This window comes from Bacillus sp. LL01 (genome assembly GCF_001037965.1).
This window is the reverse complement of sequence record NZ_LFEL01000005.1, coordinates 273,583-294,256: the sequence shown is the minus strand read 5'-3', so window position 1 is coordinate 294,256 and position 20,674 is coordinate 273,583. Positions and strand designations below refer to the sequence as shown.

19 protein-coding genes, 1 pseudogene and 2 riboswitches are annotated in these 20,674 nt (G+C 45.8%); of the genes and pseudogenes, 18 read left to right on the top strand and 2 right to left on the bottom strand.

The features are described from left to right. Window positions 1-52: 52 nt before the first annotated feature. The 3 genes from AB685_RS16480 (at window position 53) to AB685_RS16470 (ending at window position 2,345) form a co-directional block, all read left to right on the top strand. Window positions 53-400 (top strand): PadR family transcriptional regulator, encoded by a 348-nt coding sequence (locus tag AB685_RS16480; RefSeq protein WP_047971673.1) that lies wholly within the window; start codon window positions 53-55, stop codon window positions 398-400. After that, window positions 387-1,376: a hypothetical protein gene (locus tag AB685_RS16475; protein ID WP_047971672.1), complete on the top strand. Its 990-nt coding sequence runs from the start codon at window positions 387-389 to the stop codon at window positions 1,374-1,376. Before AB685_RS16480 ends, AB685_RS16475 begins: the two co-directional genes overlap by 14 nt. A 147-nt stretch (window positions 1,377-1,523) precedes the next feature. After that, window positions 1,524-2,345, top strand: coding sequence for an STAS domain-containing protein (locus tag AB685_RS16470; RefSeq protein WP_047971671.1), 822 nt, complete (start codon window positions 1,524-1,526; stop codon window positions 2,343-2,345). Between the two features lie 97 nt (window positions 2,346-2,442). Here the strand turns inward: AB685_RS16470 and AB685_RS16465 are convergent, their stop codons facing one another. Then, the gene (locus AB685_RS16465) at window positions 2,443-3,336 is read right to left on the bottom strand and encodes a TetR/AcrR family transcriptional regulator (protein ID WP_047971670.1); all 894 of its coding nucleotides are present in this window, start codon (window positions 3,334-3,336) and stop codon (window positions 2,443-2,445) included. A 183-nt stretch (window positions 3,337-3,519) separates the two neighbouring features. On the opposite strand from AB685_RS16465, the gene AB685_RS16460 reads away from it, so the two are divergent. The 15 genes and pseudogenes from AB685_RS16460 to AB685_RS16390 all read left to right on the top strand — a co-directional run bounded on the left by AB685_RS16460 (window position 3,520) and on the right by AB685_RS16390 (window position 19,134). Beyond that, window positions 3,520-5,073: a DHA2 family efflux MFS transporter permease subunit gene (locus tag AB685_RS16460; protein ID WP_047971669.1), complete on the top strand. Its 1,554-nt coding sequence runs from the start codon at window positions 3,520-3,522 to the stop codon at window positions 5,071-5,073. Window positions 5,074-5,222: 149 nt separating this feature from the next. Further along, a riboswitch (cobalamin riboswitch) is annotated at window positions 5,223-5,415 on the top strand. A 141-nt stretch (window positions 5,416-5,556) separates the two neighbouring features. Then, a pseudogene (locus AB685_RS16455) lies at window positions 5,557-6,111 on the top strand (cob(I)yrinic acid a,c-diamide adenosyltransferase); the annotation flags it as partial. Window positions 6,112-6,132: 21 nt separating this feature from the next. Continuing rightward, window positions 6,133-7,506, top strand: a complete 1,374-nt coding sequence (locus AB685_RS16450; RefSeq protein ID WP_047971667.1) for a cobyrinate a,c-diamide synthase — start codon at window positions 6,133-6,135, stop codon at window positions 7,504-7,506. After that, window positions 7,499-9,037 carry a cobyric acid synthase gene (locus AB685_RS16445; RefSeq protein WP_047971666.1) on the top strand — a complete coding sequence of 513 codons (1,539 nt, stop codon included), beginning with the start codon at window positions 7,499-7,501 and terminating at the stop codon, window positions 9,035-9,037. Before AB685_RS16450 ends, AB685_RS16445 begins: the two co-directional genes overlap by 8 nt. Beyond that, window positions 9,030-10,070, top strand: coding sequence for a nicotinate-nucleotide--dimethylbenzimidazole phosphoribosyltransferase (cobT, locus tag AB685_RS16440; RefSeq protein WP_047971665.1), 1,041 nt, complete (start codon window positions 9,030-9,032; stop codon window positions 10,068-10,070). Before AB685_RS16445 ends, cobT begins: the two co-directional genes overlap by 8 nt. A 57-nt stretch (window positions 10,071-10,127) precedes the next feature. Continuing rightward, window positions 10,128-10,341: riboswitch (cobalamin riboswitch) on the top strand. Between the two features lie 161 nt (window positions 10,342-10,502). After that, window positions 10,503-11,501, top strand: a complete 999-nt coding sequence (locus AB685_RS16435) for an ABC transporter substrate-binding protein (protein WP_047971664.1) — start codon at window positions 10,503-10,505, stop codon at window positions 11,499-11,501. Then, entirely contained in the window at window positions 11,467-12,540 is a 1,074-nt protein-coding gene (locus AB685_RS16430) for an iron ABC transporter permease (RefSeq protein ID WP_047971663.1), read from the top strand. The genes AB685_RS16435 and AB685_RS16430 overlap by 35 nt, the downstream gene beginning before the upstream one ends. Further along, complete coding sequence (locus tag AB685_RS16425; protein ID WP_047971662.1) at window positions 12,533-14,011, top strand: adenosylcobinamide amidohydrolase; 1,479 nt, start codon at window positions 12,533-12,535, stop codon at window positions 14,009-14,011. The genes AB685_RS16430 and AB685_RS16425 overlap by 8 nt, the downstream gene beginning before the upstream one ends. Then, a complete protein-coding gene (gene cbiB / locus AB685_RS16420; RefSeq protein ID WP_047971661.1) occupies window positions 14,004-14,972 on the top strand; it encodes an adenosylcobinamide-phosphate synthase CbiB in 969 nt (322 codons plus the stop codon). The genes AB685_RS16425 and cbiB overlap by 8 nt, the downstream gene beginning before the upstream one ends. 4 nt (window positions 14,973-14,976) lie before the next feature. Further along, complete coding sequence (gene cobD, locus AB685_RS16415; RefSeq protein ID WP_047971660.1) at window positions 14,977-16,056, top strand: threonine-phosphate decarboxylase CobD; 1,080 nt, start codon at window positions 14,977-14,979, stop codon at window positions 16,054-16,056. Beyond that, the gene (locus AB685_RS16410) at window positions 16,053-16,601 is read left to right on the top strand and encodes a bifunctional adenosylcobinamide kinase/adenosylcobinamide-phosphate guanylyltransferase (RefSeq protein WP_047971659.1); all 549 of its coding nucleotides are present in this window, start codon (window positions 16,053-16,055) and stop codon (window positions 16,599-16,601) included. The genes cobD and AB685_RS16410 overlap by 4 nt, the downstream gene beginning before the upstream one ends. Next, window positions 16,598-17,359 (top strand): adenosylcobinamide-GDP ribazoletransferase, encoded by a 762-nt coding sequence (gene cobS / locus AB685_RS16405; protein ID WP_047971658.1) that lies wholly within the window; start codon window positions 16,598-16,600, stop codon window positions 17,357-17,359. Before AB685_RS16410 ends, cobS begins: the two co-directional genes overlap by 4 nt. Beyond that, on the top strand, window positions 17,311-17,934 hold the full coding sequence (locus AB685_RS16400; protein WP_047971657.1) for a histidine phosphatase family protein: 624 nt from the start codon (window positions 17,311-17,313) through the stop codon (window positions 17,932-17,934). The genes cobS and AB685_RS16400 overlap by 49 nt, the downstream gene beginning before the upstream one ends. Continuing rightward, on the top strand, window positions 17,886-18,317 hold the full coding sequence (locus AB685_RS16395; RefSeq protein WP_047971656.1) for a bifunctional adenosylcobinamide kinase/adenosylcobinamide-phosphate guanylyltransferase: 432 nt from the start codon (window positions 17,886-17,888) through the stop codon (window positions 18,315-18,317). The genes AB685_RS16400 and AB685_RS16395 overlap by 49 nt, the downstream gene beginning before the upstream one ends. A 214-nt stretch (window positions 18,318-18,531) precedes the next feature. Next, a complete protein-coding gene (locus AB685_RS16390) occupies window positions 18,532-19,134 on the top strand; it encodes a class I SAM-dependent methyltransferase (protein WP_047971655.1) in 603 nt (200 codons plus the stop codon). Window positions 19,135-19,419: 285 nt separating this feature from the next. Here AB685_RS16390 and AB685_RS16385 read toward each other — a convergent pair whose 3' ends face one another. Further along, on the bottom strand, window positions 19,420-20,151 hold the full coding sequence (locus tag AB685_RS16385; RefSeq protein ID WP_241773318.1) for a UvrB/UvrC motif-containing protein: 732 nt from the start codon (window positions 20,149-20,151) through the stop codon (window positions 19,420-19,422). Window positions 20,152-20,674 lie beyond the last annotated feature (523 nt).

Below are 20,674 nucleotides of genomic sequence, written 5' to 3'. Positions count from 1 at the left end.
ATACATAGTATAAACTATACTGTACGACATATAGTATAAAAGAGGTGAGCAGATGGGCGATGGATTGTTGCAGTCATTGACGACAGAATTAAGGAGGGGGACATTAAGCTTGGCGGTATTGAGTCAGTTGAAAACCCCGCAATATGGGTATTCTCTTGTTCAATTGCTTGAGAAGAGTGGAATCACCATCGAGCAAAGCACTCTATATCCTTTGCTCAGACGACTCGAAAAGCAGGAATTGGTGACAAGCAGCTGGGACAAAACGGAAAGCAGGCCGCGCAGGTATTATGTTTTAAGTGATTATGGGACGGAGATTTTCGAGAAGTTGAAAAAGGAATGGGAGAAGACATCTCAGGAATTATCCATTTTATTAAAGGAGGATAACAATGAAACTGATTGATTTGTATGTGCAGGAGGTGACAAGAAGGCTGCCGGAGAAACAACGGGAGGACATTGGATTGGAATTGCGTTCGACGATTGAGGATATGCTTCCAGAGGAGTATCATGAGGAAGATGTAAAGGTGGTATTGTCTCAGCTTGGCCACCCGGCAAAATTAGCAAGTGGCTATCTGGATCGGCCGATGCATTTAATAGGACCCCGTTACTTTGATATATATGTAAGTCTGTTGAGGCTGATAATTCCACTTGCGATGATCATCTCGTTTTGCGTAGTAACATTCATTAACATTTTCTCCTACAGTGGTGAAGGGGAAGTAATCCAGGTTTTATTGAGTATAATTGGAGAGGGTATCTGGAACAGTCTTGCTGCAGGCATCCAGACATTCTTCTGGATAACGGTCACGTTCGCCGTAGTGGAAAGGTTTGATACGTCCAACAAAACAAACCCGATCACCTCCAACTGGAAGGAATGGTCCCCGGATGACCTGAAGGAGGTCCCGTACATTCCAAAGGAGAAAGCAATCACGAAGGTGGAACTGTTCGGCAGTTTAATCTGGACGGTCATTTGGGTAGTAGGGTTTTTTAATGCCAATAAGTTGCTCGGAATCTATGAAAAAGGGGCCGACGGATTGACGCTGGTGACGCCACTCTTCAATCAATCGCAATTGCTCGTGTTCTGGCCGTTGGTAGTGATGGTTTTCCTACTGGAGCTTGGAATGGTGGCGTATAAATGGAAGCTCGGTCTGTGGACGATGAAGCTTGCTGTGGTAAATGCAGGTATCCACGTCGTATCGCTTGCTGTTTTTATCATTGTTTTCAGCAACTTTACGATTTTCAATCAGGCATTCTTTGAAGCTTCCCAAGGGTTGTTCGGCTTTACACATCAATTGGATATGATTTTTTGGGGAGCGGTATTGATTTATATCCTTTCTTCCGCCTCAGATATTTACCAAGGTGTGAAGAAAGCGAAAAGTTGAATAATAAATATAGGAACAGTGGTGTGGTGAAGCATAACGGCAGCGCAGTCCTTTTTTTGTCGAAAATTTGAAGTAATATCTTTTTTTGTATAGAATAAGGAATTATATGATATAAGTCCATAAAAACGCAAGAAGAGGAGATATGAGATGAATATGAAGATTAACATCAACGGAGAGTTAACCAATTTTCTTATTGAAAAAAAGCCGGAGTTTGAAGCAACACTTTTATCTGAGGCTGTAAATGTCGCAGCCAAAATCAATGATATTTTACAGACGGGTAATATTGACCTCTTAAAAAATGCATATACACTTGTACAGCGTGTGATTGAACAGAGAGAATCGGAAGTGATCGAGTTTGCGGAGAAGGAAGGGGTGGCCTGGGCAAAACATTCCCTTACATTGTCTTTCAAGTTGGAGTGGGTACAGGCGATAAGAAGGACTTTATGGCAATTCGTTAATAAATTTATTGACGAAAGAGGTGAGTACCTCACCCAGGAAGATTTTTTTGATTTGGAGAAGAAGATAAATAACAACATCGACTTTTTCTTGAATAGCTTCTTCCTTAGCTACTCCCACTACAAAGATGAACTAATCAGCTCCCAAAGAAAATTGGTGGAGCACTTATCTGTACCGATTATACCGGTAAGTCCGACTGTAGCTGTCTTGCCGTTGATTGGAGCCGTCGATGACTACCGTATCCAGATTATCGAGGAAAAGGCGCTGACGGAGATTTCTAACTTGAAATTGCAAACCCTTGTGCTCGATCTTTCCGGTGTGACCACCATGGACGAGAGTGTCATCTCGAAGTTCGAAAATCTCCTTTGTGGAATTTCTATGATGGGTTGCAAGTCGGTGCTCACAGGATTGCGCGCAGAGCTTGTCAGGCAGATGGTGAGCATGGGTGTGACCTTCAACCAGCTTGCGGAAACTCATGGAACTTTACAGCAGACGTTGAAGAAGTATTTGTAGGAAGTATAGTTAGAAGGGGGCCGATCAGATTCGGCCCTTATATTTAATGGTAAGAAAGTAAAATCAATTTACTGAAAGTAAAAGGAGAAGCCACTGCTTATTTCACATTAGCGGTGGCTTGTTTTTGTTGTATGAAGTTTCTCAGTTTGTTCCATTCTTTTTGATTGTGAATCAGTTCATACTCAGAAAGTGTATCCAACGCACTTTCTACCAAAAATCTTCTTGGCGCGACCGGGTTCCCCTCCCTATGCTCCTCATGAATAAAATCCAACAGTTCCGTCAACTTTGGCGATTCTGGTTGCCCATGAAGTTTCTTTTTTAAGCTGAGAATGATGGAGCAAAGCGTTTCTCTATTATCAGGCTGATCTTCTGGAAATAACAGGTCCATGACATCCGCTTCCAACAATACTTCCTCTGTTCTGGAAACATCCTCGACAATAGTCAAAAGGCGGTTCGTACTGAATTGAACGACGCGCTGAATGTCCAATTGCTTATCGTGTGTCAAAGTGTAATATTTAATGTTGTGATTTAAAATTCCAAGGAACATGATCGCACAATCCCAGAGATAGTCGCGTTTGTCCTGGCCGAAAATTTGAACAAATCGTTGGTGCACCCACGAAAGCATTCGCATTTGTCCCTGTCGAATGAAATCCTTCAACTCAGGATCATTAATAAAAATGACTTCCTCAAATAAAGATATCAGCTTGTTCGCACGATTCGTCTCCATCTGAAGCTCGAACTGTTTGATGAAAATATTAATGTCGGACGGATCCTCGCCGATCAGCAGGTCGTTCCGTTCTTTCTCCATTTTCTGATATAAGGTTTTAAAGAGCTCTATTAATAGCTCGTTTTTCGAGGAAAAATAATTATACAAGGTCCCTTTGGCAATACCGCTTTCATCCAGAATGTCCTGGATGGACGTGGCTTGAAATCCTTTTTCTATAAAAAGTTTATGGGCACATGTGAGCACATACAGTTTCCGATCCTTCATTTTATCACCTAATTAAAATAGACTGGTGGTACAAGAATAATAGTACACGAATTATAGTAGTTACACAAACAGCAAATTAACAAAGTTTTTTAGATTGATTTAATTGGACTGATGGTATAAAATCGGGGTAGATGTAATGGTAGTATAAAAAATGTACTGTAAGTATAAAACGGGGGAGAAATTATGCAACAAGCAGAACCAAACACAAATACAAAACGTCCACCATATGGCATTCTGGCCATTTTAATGATTGGCGCATTTATCGCCTTTTTGAATAATACATTATTGAATATCGCCCTGCCATCCATCATGATGGAAATGGAAGTCGGCCCTTCGACGGTTCAGTGGCTGACCACAGGGTTCATGTTGGTCAACGGAGTACTGATTCCGACCACGGCCTTTTTAATTCAGAAGTATTCCGTCCGAAAACTGTTTATTGTCGCAATGGGATTATTTACAGTAGGAACGGTCATTGCCGGTTTTGCGCCGGTTTTCGGAGTCCTTTTAGCAGGGAGAATGATGCAGGCTTCCGGTTCGGCCATATTGATGCCACTATTGATGAATGTGATGCTTGTCAGTTTTCCAATTGAAAAACGCGGAACCGCAATGGGGGTTTTCGGACTTATTTTGATGGGAGCACCTGCTATCGGTCCGACACTTTCCGGTTGGCTGATCGAACATTATGATTGGAGAATGCTGTTCCATTTCGTTTCGCCGATTGCAATAGGGGTCTTGCTTCTTGGGGTATTCCTATTGAAGGATAGAAAAGAAAAGCGGGATATCCGCTTGGATCGAGTCTCTGTAGTGTTATCAAGTCTTGGGTTCGGTGGGCTTTTATACGGATTCAGTTCAGCAGGGGCCAAGGGGTGGGACAGTCCGCTAGTGTATGGGACGATTGCCATCGGGGCTATGTCATTAACCTGGTTTATTTTACGACAGCTTGGAAAAGAAAAACCGATGTTGAATTTCAGAATCTATCGTTACCCGATGTTCGCCTTATCTTCCGCGATCTCCATGGTCATAACGATGGCGATGTTCTCCGGGATGATTCTGTTGCCGATCTACGTGCAGACGATTCGAGGAATCTCGCCGTTGGATGCTGGCCTGTTGATGCTTCCGGGTGCGATTGTGATGGCATTGATGTCGCCGATTACCGGGAAGCTCTTCGATAAATACGGCGGAAGGGCAATGGCGATTACCGGTTTGACAATTACCGTTGTGACGACGTACTTCTTCAGCCAGCTGACGTTTGAAACAACTTATACGCAATTGCTGATTTTATATACGGTGAGGATGTTCGGGATGTCTATGGTGTTCATGCCGGTTTCCACGAACGGATTGAACCAGCTACCGACACGTTTTTATCCGCATGGCACGGCAATGAACAACACGTTGCAGCAGGTGTCCGGTGCGATTGGAACGGCACTGCTCGTGACGTTGATGTCCACCCGAGCGGCAAGCTATGGACGTGAGTTGTCGGGGGATGCGATGGCTGCGCTTGGAGCGAATCCTTCCGCAGAGGCGGTCGCAGCGGTTGAACAGCAGGTGTTGATGCAAGGAATGCTTGAAGGGATCAATTTTGCATTCTTCGTGTCGACGTTTATTGCTGTGGTTGCACTTGTGTTGGCATTCTTCATCAAACGCGCTACACAGGCTGAAGATACGATGGAAGCTGAAGTAGAGCCGGTAGTAGAGGCAAACAAACCGCAGGTCAAGGCTAAGTTGGTAGAGAGTTAACGTGTTAAAGAGGTGAAGAGGGGTCTGACCCTCAGCGCGGTGATGCGCTGAAGGGTCAGACTTTTTTTGTATTCAATAAAGACTTTTTTGTTTAAATAGGCTACAATGAATGCGTTGTTAGTTTGGTAGTTAGCAAAATAATAATTACATAGTTTTATCAACATTTAGGTGCCTTTGTGAAGAAAGGTTAAAAGGGAAGCTGGTGACAATCCAGCACGGACCCCGCCACTGTAAGCGTTGAGCGATGCTGAGAATTATCCACTGTGTGAAAAATGCATGGGAAGGGTTGGCATTGTGCTTGAGACGTAAGTCAGGAGACCTGCCTAATTGTTTTTAAGGATTCTGCGAGGAAAGAATGCTTAAAGAGACATTCATAGTTTCATGTCAGCCAGCCATGAATTTGGCTTGTTTTATAAATGAATGGACCTTTAACGCCTTTCCGCTCTTAAGCAGAAAGGCGTTTTTTATTGGAGAAAAGAGGAGGCAACTATGAGCAGAAAAGAGAAGCAAAGAGGTCTGACACTTGTGTACACAGGAGATGGGAAGGGAAAAACAACATCCGCAATCGGTTTGACGGTCCGGGCAGTCGGAAGGGGCATGCACGTGAAAATCTTTCAGTTCATCAAATCACCGGAACGGACTTATGGCGAACAGATTGCACTCAAAAAACTGGGTGTTGAAATGGAACAGGTAGGTATCGGCTTTACCTGGACCAAGACGCCGGAGGAGCATCGCGAGGCACTTCGCATTGGATGGCCGAAAGCGAGAGAGGCTGTAATGAGTGGCGAATATGACGTTGTTGTTTTGGATGAACTTAATAACGCCCTGGCCATACAGAGTTTCCCGGTGGACGATGTGCTTCCATTAGAGGACGTTCTGGATTTGATTAAAAATAAACCAAACCATGTTCACCTAGTTATCACAGGCAGGGGTGCACACGAGAAGGTTAAAGAAGCAGCTGACTTGGTCTCTGTTATCGAAGTGGAAAAGCATTATTACAACGAAGGAGTACCGGCAGTGAAAGGAATAGAATTTTAACCGAGCGGAGGTGAAATTGCGATGTTGAACAGAAGATTGGTCATTGCAGGAACAGGAAGTGGGGTAGGAAAGACGACCGTAACAATAGGCCTGATGGCGGCCCTGCAGCAAAAGGGCTACAAGGTACAGGGGTTCAAGTGTGGTCCGGATTATATCGACACCTCCTATCATACAGCGGTTACTGGCAGGCCGTCCCGCAACCTGGACAGCTGGATGCTTCCGCATAGTGTGGTAAAAGAAGTGCTGAAACGCGGAAGTGAAGGAGCAGATATTTCTATCATAGAGGGTGTTATGGGATTTTACGACGGAAAAGACCCTCGTTCCGACCGGGGAAGCACCGCAGAAATAAGCATTCTCACCGGCAGTCCGGTGGTGCTGGTGGTAGACTGTTCTGGCATGGCGAGAAGTGCAGCCGCGATGGTAAAAGGCTATCAGATGTTGTCCGATCAGGTGAACTTAGTGGGAGTAATTGCAAATAAAGTAGGAAGCGAAGGCCATTTCCAGCTGATAAAAACAGCTGTTGAACAGGAATGTCGCATCCCGGTGATTGGCTATATGACAAGGGAAGCGGATATAGAGATGCCGGAACGGCACTTGGGGTTGGTTCCATCCATTGAGCGTGGAGACCTTGATAACTTTTTTACTAGACTGGGAGAGCTCCTTCGCACAACGATAGACCTGGAGCTGTTATACCAGCTGGCAGGTCAGTCAGGAGAAATCCAGTTGGATGAAAAGCTATTTTCCGTTCGTGGTAAGAAGGGTGTCCGAATTGCGGTTGCCTATGATGCAGCCTTTAATTTTTACTATAAGGAGAATTTGGAGCTGTTGGAATGTAGGGGAGCCGAATTGGTCTATTTTTCCCCTTTGAAAAATGAGAGAGTACCTGTTGATGTGGACGGGCTTTATCTAGGCGGGGGTTTTCCGGAGGAGTTTGCGGCAGACCTTTCTTCTAAACATGACAGCATGGAATCTATCCGCAAGGTAGTTATAGCAGGAATTCCAACTCTGGCGGAATGTGGCGGATTTATGTATTTGTGCGAGGAGCTCATGACAATTGACGGCAATTCTCACACCATGGCATGCATCATTCCAGGTACAGTGAAAATGGAAGATAGACTCGCAGCGCTAGGATATCGTGAAATCAGGGGCACAAACAGCAATTTTCTTTTAAAAGAAGGACAGGTTGCCAAAGGACACGAATTTCACTATTCGACTTTTCATACTGAAAAAGAACTCCCACGTGCTTATGAAACAAAAGGAATGCGAGGGGAAGCAAGGGACGGATATGTTACAAAAAATCTTGTTGCCGGCTATAGCCATATACATTTCGCTTCCCAACCGGAGATGGTGGAAAACTGGATCCAGCGTTGTCTGGAGGTAAAAGCCCATGTTTAAGGGAACCCCGTTGATGGTGCAGGGCACGCATTCCGATGCTGGTAAAAGTGCAATTGTTACGGCATTATGCCGGATTTTCTCACAGGATGGCTACCGGACTGCGCCCTTTAAATCCCAGAACATGGCGCTCAATTCTTACATTACAATGGACGGAAAGGAGATTGGCAGAGCACAGGGAGTGCAGGCGGAAGCGGCTGGAGTAATCGCGACCACTGATATGAATCCGATTCTGATCAAGCCGACCGGCGATTATCAATCGCAAATTGTGGTGCACGGTGTGCCTTTTCAAAATATGAAAGCGGGAGAGTACCGTCAGGAGTTTTATGAAAAGGGTCTGCATTTGATAGATGCCGCTTATCGCAGTCTTCAGACAGAGTATGATTGCATTGTGATTGAAGGGGCAGGAAGTCCGGCCGAGGTCAACTTGAACGACCGAGAGCTGGTGAATATGCGGGTGGCCAGACTTACCAACGCTCCTGTCATTCTTGTCGGGGATATTGAAAAAGGCGGTGTGTTCGCAAGTTTGGTCGGAACGCTACAGCTGTTGGGCGAGGAAGACCGTCAAAGGGTCATTGGCGTCGTCATCAACAAGTTCAGGGGCGATGTGTCGCTGCTGGATCCTGGTTTGGAGTGGTTTGAAGCATATACGGGTGTACCTGTTCTTGGAGTCGTTCCATACGTGCCAAATTTGAATATCGAGGCAGAGGATTCTGTGATTCTTGATAGTTATTCTGTAAAAAGGGACGTCACGAAAGAGCTTGATATTGCAGTAATCCGCTTCCCACTGATTTCAAACTTTACCGATATGGACCCGTTCTTTGCAGAGCAGGACTGTCATGTGCGGTATGTACAAAAGGCGGAAGAGCTTGGGGAACCGGATATGGTCATTCTACCCGGAAGCAAAAATACATTGAGCGACCTGCTTTTTTTACACGAAAGAGGGTTGGCTAACAGACTTCAGACATTGTCAGCACAAGGAACCGCAATCTTCGGGATTTGCGGTGGCTACCAGATGCTTGGGGATGTAGTGGTGGACGAGTATGAGATGGAATCTTCATTGAAGGTGGTTTCAGGGCTTGGACTGCTTTCAATGAAAACATCAATTTTGGCGGATAAGACGACGGTATTATCTGAAGGTGTGGTGTCCTTTGGGCAAAAAGAGATACCTGTGAAAGGTTACGAGATTCATATGGGAGTTTCGGAAGTGCAGGAAGGGGTTGCACCGTTTGTCAGACTGTCTGGTCGTTCAGAGGGTGTTCAGTTCGAAAACATTACGGGCACATACTTCCATGGAGTTTTTCATAATGATAAGTTCAGGGAGGAGCTGCTGAATTCGTTAAGGATGAAGAAGGGGCTGGCGCCAATCGAAGGCAGGACTTCTTTTGAGAGATTAAGAGAGGAGTCTTTTAATCGGTTGGCGGATGTGGTGAGGGAACATCTTTCCATTGACTTTATTTATAAAAGGATGCGAGAGTTCCAGGATTACGGATTTTCCATAAAAAAACAAGCAGCAGGTGATAAAAATGAGTAACAACTATAACATCGAGCCAGTCAATCAGAAGCAAGGAGAAAAGATGAAGTCCTATCTAGACACCTTAACAAAACCGCAGGGGAGCCTTGGGATGGTGGAGGAGATTGCTATCCAGCTCGGACAAATTACAGGAGCGGATTTTCCGGAGGTGACGCCACCAGGAATCATTGTGTTTGCTGCTGATCATGGAATAGCTTCCGAAGGGGTATCGGCTTACCCGCAGGAGGTGACTGTACAGATGGTTCACAATTTCCTGAACGGAGGAGCGGCTATCAATGTGCTGGCACGACAGATTGGAGCAAAGGTTGAAATTGTCGATATGGGTGTGGTGAGCGATGTAAATAGAGAAGGGCTACATGTTAATAAAGTTCGCCATGGGACCGGCAATTTCCTGAAGGAGGATGCAATGACTCGAAGTCAGGCACTCCAGGCGATCGACGCTGGAAGAGACATCGCAACAAAAGTATTAAATGACGGTGCTAAGTGTCTGATTGTCGGGGAAATGGGAATCGGAAACACAACGAGCAGCAGTGCCGTATTGGCAGCATTAAGCGGCTTGGGTGCAGCTCAAGGGGTCGGCTTCGGGACAGGGATATCTTCAGAGCAGGTGAAAATAAAACAGCAGGTCATCAGTCAAGCGATCGGCAACCGCAAACCAGACTCCGCTGATCCAATCGATGTCTTGTCTAAATTAGGCGGCCTTGAAATAGCAGGGATGATCGGTGCCATCTTAACAGCCGCAGAAAGAAAAATCCCGGTTCTCATCGACGGCTTTATCAGTACTATCGCTGCACTTCTGGCAGTAAAGCTGCACAATGAAGTGAAAGGCTATCTTTTTATTGGCCATCAGTCCCAAGAGGCGGGGCATCAGCATGCCATTAAACTTTTAGAAAGAATGCCAATACTGAATCTCGGACTGCGACTTGGGGAAGGGACCGGTGCCGCCTTGGCATTCCCGGTTCTCCAAGCGGCTGCGAACATCACAAAAGAAATGGCCACTTTCAAGTCGGCAGGGGTAGCAGAGAAAGTTTAGTAGAATAAAATTTACAACTCCAGGAAGTTATTTTATAATAACGAAAGAATAAAAAAACAAATATTACGACAAATAGGTTCCTTTCTTGTTTAGAGTATGACTCGTGCAGGAAGGGTGAAAAGGGAAGTTGGTGCAAGTCCAACACGGTCCCGCCACTGTAAGCGTTTAGGAAAGCTGCTGGAGTCCACTGTGCACGATAAAGGTGCATGGGAAGGCGCAGCTGACCAGTTAAGCGTAAGTCAGGAGACCTGCCTATCTTGTTATTTAAGCTCCTTCGAGGAAAAGGATGTTTGAAGTGCAGAGTTTCCATGTTTGATAGATGATGTCTAACAATCTAGCCATAACGCGGATACATAGGTGCTTTTTGACGTTCAACGCTTTCCTTTAGGATGGCGTTTTTTTATTTTAAAAAAATTTAAAGGGGAAAAAATAATGAAGCATTTAAAGCAGAAGTGGGGAGTTTTCGGTCTTGTTCTGGTCCTGATTTTAGGAATATTGGCAGGCTGTGGCGCGACCTCAGAGGAAACGAATGGAAACGTAGAAAATGGGAACACGAATAAAACTACAACTGGTGAAGAACAACAACAGGAAAGAGCCTTCCCTGTCACAATAACGGACGATTCGGGCAAGGAAATCACAATAGAAGAAGAGCCGGAAAGCATTATTTCCATGCAGCCAAGTAACACCGAAATTGCTTATGCGCTTGGCTTGGGAGACAAGATGGTAGGGGTTTCCGATTATTGCAACTATCCTGTTGAAACAGCTGACGTAGAAAAGGTAGGGGCGCAGGATATGAATGTGGAACTCATCTTGACCTTAATGCCTGATGTGATTTTCGTTACGGATTATCATCAGCAGAACCATGAGAATATCCTCAAACAGTATGAGGAAGCGGGAATTACTGTGATTGTTATTGGCAGCGAATCATCGTTCGCTGATGTATATGAAACGATGGAACTGATGGGCAAAGCAACAGGAAAAACTGCAGAGGCTCAAAGCTTAATAGTCGACATGAAGGACCGCCTTGCTGCGGTGGAAGAGAAAGCGAAGGAAGTAACGGAAAAGAAAAAGGTTTGGGTGGAGGTTTCTCCTGCTCCGGATATTTTCACAACAGGGCAAGGGACGTTCATGAATGAAATGCTCGAATCCATTCAAGCGGAAAATGCTGCAGGTGATCAGGAGGGCTGGGTGAAGCTGACGGAAGAGGAAATTGTTCAGCTGAATCCCGATGTGATCATCACCACTTATGGCTATTATGTGGACAATCCGAAAGAGGGAGTGATGGCCCGTTCCGGTTGGGCGGAGGTTCCTGCCATCAAAGATGGAGAAGTGCATGATGTGGACAGTGATACAGTAACAAGACCGGGACCCCGTCTTATTGAAGGGGTGGAGACTCTTGCGAAACTTATCTATCCGGAGATCTTTGAGTAATCGGGTCTTTTGGCTGTATATCGGAAGCGGAGGGTTTGTACTTGGTACAGCCCTCCTTGGTTTATTGAACAGTAGTGTTTCGATCCCGATACCGTCCATCTTACATATTTTATCTGAAAATGCCATTGGGTTCGGCTGGATTGTGGACGTTCCGAAGAATGAGGAAATGATCATCTGGAATATCCGGTTTCCGCGTGTCCTTCTCGCGATGTTAGTCGGGGCATCACTTGCGCTCGCTGGTGCTGCTTTTCAGGGGCTGCTTAGGAATCCACTGGCAGACCCATACACGATCGGGGTTTCTTCGGGTGCAGCACTGGGAGCGGTGGCTGTATTATTTTTCAACATAACGATTATCGGGCTGGGTAGCTTCACGCTGCCGGTTGTCGCGATTATCAGTGGCCTGTTGTCCCTTTTGCTTGTATTTGGCCTGGTAAGGTTGAGTAACCGCGGGTTGGCGATAGAAACGATTATCTTGGCAGGGATCATTATCAGCGCCTTTATCGGTTCCATCATTTCACTGATTATCGCACTTGGTGACAAGGAGTCGATGACACAAATCATCTATTGGCTGTACGGAAGCGTGGGTATGAGAGGCTGGAGCCATGTGCAGCTTATCTTTCCGTTTATGATTGCAGGTTCGCTCTTTTTGTTCATGCATTTTCGTGAGCTGAATGCCATGGCGCTTGGGGAAGAGGCGGCAGATCACATCGGAGTGAATGTGAAGCGTGGGAAAACATTGATCCTGTTCGGGGCCTCCCTTTTGACCGGATCAGCGGTTGCGGTGTCGGGATCTATCGGGTTTGTCGGGCTGGTAATCCCACATTTGGTACGACTGTTGACCGGACCGAATCATCGCCATGTTCTTCCGTTGTCGATGTTGATCGGAGGAGGCTTTCTTGTGTTGGCAGACCTGATGGCACGGACCATCATTGCACCGAAGGAACTGCCGATCGGTGTCATTACCGCTTTGATTGGAGCGCCGGTTTTTGCCGTTCTTTTGGTCAGAGAAAGGATTGGGAAGGGGAAGGCGAATGATTAAGATTCAAAGTCTGGTAGGCGGATATAGTGTGGAAAATCCCATTATTAATGGGGTGGACCTTGAAATTCATAAAGGTGAGTTCTTTGCGCTGCTTGGACCGAATGGGAGTGGAAAGACGACACTTTTTAAGCTGGTAACCGGTCAGCTTCCAATTATAGAGGGAGAGCTGCTGCTTTCAGGCAGACCCCTTGCTTCTTTTACAAAATTGGAAAAGGCAAAAAAGGTTGCGGTGCTGTCCCAGGAGATTCAGGTTTCGTTTGATTATACGGTGGAGGAAATCATTAGTCTTGGACGGTATCCGCATCAGAAAGGGATTCTGAAAAGCCTTTCTGTCATAGATAAGGAAATCATGTTGCAAGTAATGGAAGTAACAAACATAAAGAAGTACAGAAATAAACAGTTTCGTAAGCTGAGCGGTGGGGAGAAACAGAGGGTACTGCTTGCCAAGGCACTTGCCCAAGAACCGGAAATCCTGCTTCTGGATGAGCCTACAAACCATCTTGATATCAAGCATACCTTTCAAATGCTTGATTTAATCAAGGAGTGGCAGCGAACAAAGGGCCTGACCGTTTTCGCGATCTTGCATGATTTGAATGTTGCTTCCTTATACGCCGACCGCCTCGCTCTTTTGCATAATGGGAGATTTCTGGAGGTAGGGGATGCGGAGACCCTGCGAAAAGAGGAGCAGCTCGAAAAGGTGTATGAAGTGTGGATTAAGGCAGAATCCCATCCAGTCGTGCCTAAGCCGCAGCTTTTGATGACGCCGAGGTTTGAAGCAAAAGCTGAAGCTGTAGAGTTCAATAGTAACTTTTCGTTCAAGCAGGACGGGACATGTGTCCATGTTCATTCCACCCGGCCGTTGCGGACCATTTCCAATGGCGTTGTAGGCGAAGGCATCCAGTGGCATAAACACTTCTGTAATTTTCATGTAAAAAAGAATTACAACTGCAGTGATCCGGTTAAAGATATGGAGCAATGGCTCGAGGAGCGGGGGATTCCGTCCGAGCAGACAGTCGGGATGATGACGGCCGTCCAGCTCGATGATGTGGTGGTGCACAAGAAAAAATTAGAGAATCTGGAGTTTATGGCAGTGGTTACTGCAGGGGTAGGCAATGCAGTCGACATCACCCAAACGGAACTCTGCCCGACTCCGGTGACAACGGGAACGATAAACACCATGGTGTTTATCAACGCACACTTGACCGATGGAGCGTTGGTCAATGGACTGATGTCGGCGACAGAGGCAAAAGGAAAGGCGCTTTTTGATTTGCAAGTGAAAGATCTGCAAACAGGCACCATCGCAACTGGTACCTCCACAGACGCCATGGTGCTTGCCGTCACCCAACAAGGTGATAAGACTCCTTATGCTGGTTCCGGCACACTTGTAGGGAAAGGAATCGGACATATTGTCTATGAAGCGGTAATAGAAGCTATTTTGAAATATAGGAAAAGAGTAGAAAGTAATGATTGAAAATTTTTTCTATATAGGATTTTTCATATTAGTCGGTGCTGTTGTGCTGGATTTACTTATTGGAGATCCACGCTGGCTGCCACATCCTGTAGTGCAGATGGGGAGACTTATCTCACTACTGGACAGGTTCTGGAATAAGGGAAGCAGACGAAAGGGGAAGGGAGTGCTTCTTACTGTCACGGTCGTGCTCATGGTATATGGCCTCGCCTTTCTGCTTGTCTATTTATCTTATAGACTTCAATTCTGGGCTGGGGTGGCTGTTGAAATCTATTTCATTTCAACGACCATCGCCATAAAAGGGTTGGCTGATGCCGGCAGAAGTGTGCTGAAGCCATTGCTTGCGGGGAACTTTGAAGAGGCGAGGAAGAGTCTCAGCATGATTGTGGGCCGAGACACTGACAAGTTACCGGAAAGCGATATTGTCAGAGGTACAGTTGAAACGATTGCCGAGAATACCGTTGACGGGGTTACTGCGCCATTGTTCTGGGCAATGATTGGCGGGGCACCGCTTGCAATGGCTTACCGGGCGGTGAATACGCTGGACTCCATGGTGGGATACAAGAATGTTAGATACCGTGATTTTGGTTGGGCGTCAGCCAGTCTGGATGATGCGGCGAACTTTCTGCCGGCAAGAATGACAGCCCTGGCCATGTGGCTTTCCTCATTTTTTATAAAAGAATCCAGAAGCACTGAAGGTTGGAAAATCACAAGACGGGATGCAGGGAAGCACCCAAGTCCCAACAGCGGCTGGCCAGAAGCGATGACTGCAGGACTGATGGGAATCCAGCTTGGAGGGGTCAATTACTATGAAGGAATTAAGTCAGACCGTGCAAAAATGGGGGATTCGTTGAGGAAGTTGGTACCAGCGGATATCTCCAAATCCATTCACTATATGCATGGTGGCTGGATCGGATTTATGGCACTGGGAATACTTTCCCTATTCTTACTGAATCTGAGGTGATGAAATGAACTGGCCTGAACACGGCGGACAGCCGGCAACGATGAAGAAGCTTTTTCAATTGGAGGATGAGGTGGAGATACTGGATTTCAGTGCAAACCTTAACCCCCTTGGTCCTCCTGATTGGTTAAAGAGGGAGCTGGAGAAACAGTGGGAAAACATGATGCGCTACCCGGACCCTGATTATTCCAATAGCAGTGCAACATTAGCACGTATCGAAGGAATCGAGGAGGAGGAGATTCTTTTAACAAACGGCGGTGCGGAAGCGATTTTTCTTGCAGCCAAATATTTTGAAGGAAAAAAGGCGGGAATTGTACATCCAGCTTTTTCAGAATATAAAAGAGCGTGTGACCATTATCATTTGAATGTGACGGATATCATTTTGTCTGCGGAGGATGATTTCCGTTTGCCGATGAATAGTCTGTTAGAGATTCTGCCGGATTTGGATGTCCTTTTCCTCTGTCGTCCCAACAATCCGACAGGTACGGTGGTTCCGAAAGCGGAAGTGAAAATGCTTCTGGAGCAAGGGATGAACACTCATACATATTTAGTGATAGATGAAGCATTTGTTGATTTTGTTCCTTCCGAGTCTTTGGTTCCATTATGGAAGGAATATCCCAATCTGATCTTGCTCCGGTCTTTGACGAAGATGTACACGATACCTGGATTACGGCTTGGTTATATGATGGCTGGAAAGGCTGTGGTGGAAGAACTGAAAAAGGTGCAGATTCCTTGGAGTGTCAATGCGTTGGCTGATGCAGTGGCTCCTCTGTTATTGGATGATACTGATTTCGTACAGCGAACATTTGACTGGCTTGGTGAACAGACAAAAGTGCTGCGTGCATTTTACAAGAATCATGGTTTCTATATGTCCCCAACCGGTGTGAATTTCTATCTTCTTCAAGATAAAAGAAATATTGAACAGACAGAGGAGCTGTTCACTTTCTTGTTTCAACACGGAATTCTGGTGAGGCATACATATAACTTTAAAGGGTTGGATGGCAGATATTTGCGGCTTGCCATCCGAACCGAAGAAGAGCATGAGAGATTGCTGGCAGTGCTCTGTAAATGGAGAGAGCGGGTATGATCGTTTTCGTATCGGGAGGTGCCCGTTCAGGAAAAAGCAGCTTTGCGGAGAGATTGGCGCTTTCTTTTTACAAAAAGAGGGATTCTGCCCGCCTCATATATCTTGCGACCGCGAAGAAAAGTGATGCGGAGATGGAGCGGCGCATCGCCATTCATCGGACAGAAAGGGAAGATTGCTGGGAAGTGATGGAGGAGCCGATAGAGGTTGGGTGGAAAATGCATCTTGCACGTGAGGAGGATGTGGTTCTGCTGGACTGCCTGACTATTTGGTTGAGTAATGTGCTGTTTGATGGTGGAGGTTTGAAGGAAGCTGAGGTCTTGGAAAAGGTGGAAAAGTTGGTGAATATAACGCGAAGGAAGGGTTTCACACTGCTCGTCGTCTCCAATGATGTAAATGAAGAACTGCCTTCCCGTTATGAATCTGTTCAATACTATGTTTATTTGCTAGAAAAAATTCATCAGTTCCTGATGCACAAGGCCGATGTCGCTGTGCAGGTTCGTGCGGGTATCCCGAAGTATTGGAAAGGAGGCAAAGTGGTCGGATGAAAAATAGTTTGTATGGTTTTATGCTAGCCATTCAATTTTTAACAAGAATCCCTGTGCCCCTCGAGTGCCCGTGGAACAAAGAGACGAGCAGGTGGGCGTTAAGAAGCTATCCGTTAACAGGTATTATTTTGGCTGCTATTCTTGTGTTGGTAGTCGTTCTTTTGCATTCTTTTCTTCCGTTATGGGTGCTGGCGCTGCTTCTGTTGACCTTGTGGATTTGGCTGACAGGCGGGCTTCATCTGGATGGCTGGATGGATGTGGCGGACGCCATCGGTTCGAATGCACCGCTTGAGAAGAAATGGGAGATCATGAAGGATCCCCATGTAGGCAGCTTCGGAATATTGAGTCTCTTATTTTTATTGGCTTGGAAAGCGATTTTCATTTATTTGCTGCTGGAAGAATCCTTTCTACATATTTTCTCGTTCTTTATCATTCTTGCATTCTCAAGATTTATCGCGGTGTTCCTGATGTATTTTTACCCGACGGCTCAGCAGGAGGGCCTTGCATGGGAATGGAAGCGGAATTTAACGAAGGTCGATGTGATCTTGGCACTTTTTCCGTTAGCTGTCGTGTTTATTTTCATACCGGTGTATCTTGTATTGTTGCCAGCGTACTTCTTGTTTAGTTGTTGGTACGCCCATTGGATGATGAAAAAATTTAAAGGAAGCAATGGTGATCTGATGGGAACGGCCATTGAAGGAGGAGAGTTATGGGGACTAGTCGTTGTGTGGATCTTTATCTCGTACGTCATGGGCTGACGGACTGGAATAAGGAGAGGCGATACCTTGGACATACCGATAGAGATGTCTTGGTGGAAGAGTTAGGGCAGTTTAATCGTTTGAAAAAAGAATTAAGTAAGCTGTCTTTTAACGCTATTTACTCTAGTGACCTAATTCGGTGTCGATCCACCTTGGATTATTTGAAGCTCGCAAATGTCCTTTGGGTGGATACGAGACTAAGAGAAATGAACTTTGGAGAATGGGAAGGGAGAACATATGAAGATCTGAAAGGGAAGCCTGCATATAGGGAATGGATTGATGATTGGGAGCAGGGAAGGACACCAAGTGGGGAGTCTGGCCGTGATTTTACACGAAGGGTGAATTCTTTTGTGGGAGAGTTGCTGGAGTCCGGTGTAACGGGGAACATTCTAGTAGTCACCCACGGCGGCGTAATCCGTTACATACTTACCAAATTTCGAGCTGTAGATTCTTTTTGGGAATCCCCTGCGGTAGGTCATGGGCAGGGTCTGAAGATGAGATTGATAGAGAAAGAGGGGGAGTGGACTTGCAACTCGTTATCGGTGGTGCCTTCAGTGGCAAAAGAAACGTTGTGAAAAACCGGCATCCGGGGAAACTTGCCTGGATTTCCGCTTATGATGGTAGGGCTGTTACGGAATGGAAATCCTGCTGGGATGAAAATGCAACGCTAGTGCTGGAAGGGTGGGAAAAGTGGCTGGAGGATGCCATCATTCAGGAGAATGACGATGAGGCTGTTCGCAAGACTCTCCGTAATCATTTTCACTATCTAATGAAGGAAGAGCAGATGAGAGGAGAAGAAGTGGTTCTTGTCATGCTGGAAATGGGGCGTGGAATTGTACCGATGGACAGCCATTACAGGAGAGTTCGTGACCTGTCGGGATGGGTTGCCCAGGATGCTGCAAGTCTAGCACGAGAAGTCCATTATGTTTGGCATGGTGTTAGTGAGCGGATGAAGTAATAACTATGTATGGAATCACGATATGCACAAGCAATGGTTGAAGCGGGCTTTGAGGAGTTTTTGAGTGCCTTTTCGTTTGTGAACATCAGTGTAAGAAGTACGCTTGTAACAGTGTAGTACATTTAAGAAGCATGTAAAGGAGATGATCCTTTACATGCTTCTTTACTTGAGGCGCAGTGTCTGCTAGATTTGGTGTACAAAAGGGGGGCTCGTCATGACGGATTTTCAACGGGAATATGACCAAAAATTAAACATCAAAACCTCCGACATTCAGATGGGAATCCATCGCTCTTATACCTATCACCGCTATGAGCCTACTCCTTATGAGGCACTTGACTGTCTTTTTAAAAAGTATGAGGTGGAGTCTGGTGACCATGTGGTGGACTTCGGCTGCGGAAAAGGGCGGCTGAACTTCTATCTAGCACATCGGTTCGGTGCTAGTGTGACCGGAATTGAGATGAATGAGACGTTTTACGGGGAATGCTTGAGTAATTTGGAAGGGTATAGCGGTAAAAATAAGCAAAAAATCGAGTTTGGACAGAGCCTGGCGGAGAAGTATGATATACCGTCCACTGCAAACCGTTTCTATTTTTTCAACCCTTTTACCATTGAGATTTTCAGGACGGTAGTGAACAATATTCTTCTATCCGTGGAGCAGACATACCGCTCTGTGGAGATCATCCTCTACTACCCGGCACCTGATTATGTTTTCTACTTGGAGAACCACTCCCTGTCCAACCTCAAACTGGAGGTTCAACTCGATGGATATGAGAAGAACGCGAACGAGAGGTTTTTGGTGTATGAGTTTGCTTATTAGTGATCAGTTTTAACTCCTGTAGATTTCCATTCAAGGTGCCCGCTTTCCACGGAAATCTACAGCGGTGGTTTATAAAAGGCTGTTTTCGTAAACTTTGTTGCTTTTTCGTATTTATAAACCAACCGTTGTATTCCTTGTTATCGTGCTTTTAAGAAAAGAGCCTTATAAAAACCCGGAAATTAGGTACATAACCCTTACCAGTCACAAAAAGAAACCCTCAGAACAAGCCCGAGCGTTTCACAAAGTTTGTCCTTTGTTCATATATATAAAATAAACAGGAAACGTTCAGGCCAGCACCAGCTTCTCTATCACTTTTTCCAAGGCATACACCTCATCCTCAGACACCATCGCATACCGGCACTTACCGCTCCGCAAATAACTGTAGATAATCTGTGCCTTATCGATTTCAAAACGGCTAATCTGTCGGGGTTCTGCTGGGGCCGTGTCATCGAGCTCAAGTAACACTTTTGCTTTAATTTCCGATAAAGACTTACCGGCATTGACACCGTTATCACTAACATCAACCTTATATATCCCACTGAACAGCACATCCGTCCTTCTAATCAAAAAGAGCTTCACTCTCTCCTCATTCAGCCTTTCTGCTACCATCATGACATGGTTGCCTGCGGTGAAATCCATTACTTCTTCTTTTCGTAAGAGTCCCTGAAGGGATTGGATGTAGTTTCGGTATTGTGCGGCGCGTTCGAAAGCAAGGTCCTCTGCATGCTGCGCCATCTGTCGTTGCATATCTTCAAGCAGTCGCGAATCCTCCCCTTTGAGCAAGGAAACTAGCTGTTCTGCAATCTGATTGTATTCCGCGAGGGCCTTCCCGCCGAGACATATTCCACGGCATAGGCCAAGGGAATAGTTCAGACAAGGTGAGCCGTTGATGGCTGGGTTCGAGCATTGCAGGCGATAGACGTCTTTCAATCCGTAAATGGCACGGCTGACCGCTTTTTTGCTCGTATAGGGCCCGAAACTCCAGCCAACATCACCACGCAAAGGCTGGGTGTACATGCGGATTCGGTAAAGTTTGCCGACCTTCCGAATAGTCAGGTAGATGAAGGCCTCCGGTGTTTTCATCTGGCGGTTGTATTGGGGGCGGATCTCTTGGATGAGTTGCCACTCAAGCAGAAAGGCTTCAAATTCCGTGTCTGTCTTGATCGTCTCTAAATCACGGATATGTTTAACGAGTTTTCGGACCTTCGTGGTGTGGATGGACGAGCTTCTGAAATAGGATAGCACACGCTGACGAAGCCGCTTTGATTTTCCGACGTAGATGACCTGGCCAGCGGAGTCTTTCATCAGGTAGACACCAGGTGTGACAGGGAGCTCTTTTATTTTATTGGAAAGACTCATGGCACATCACCTCTCTAGGAATAAAGTTCTATGTTTAAATTTTCATAACCTTACAAAAAAGATTTCGTTCATGTAGAATGAAAAGTGTATTTACCTAATGGCTGTTTTCGTAAACTTTGTTACTTTTCGAATGTTAACTATCCCCGTTATATTTACTGCTGTCGTGCTCTTTTCCTAGCTG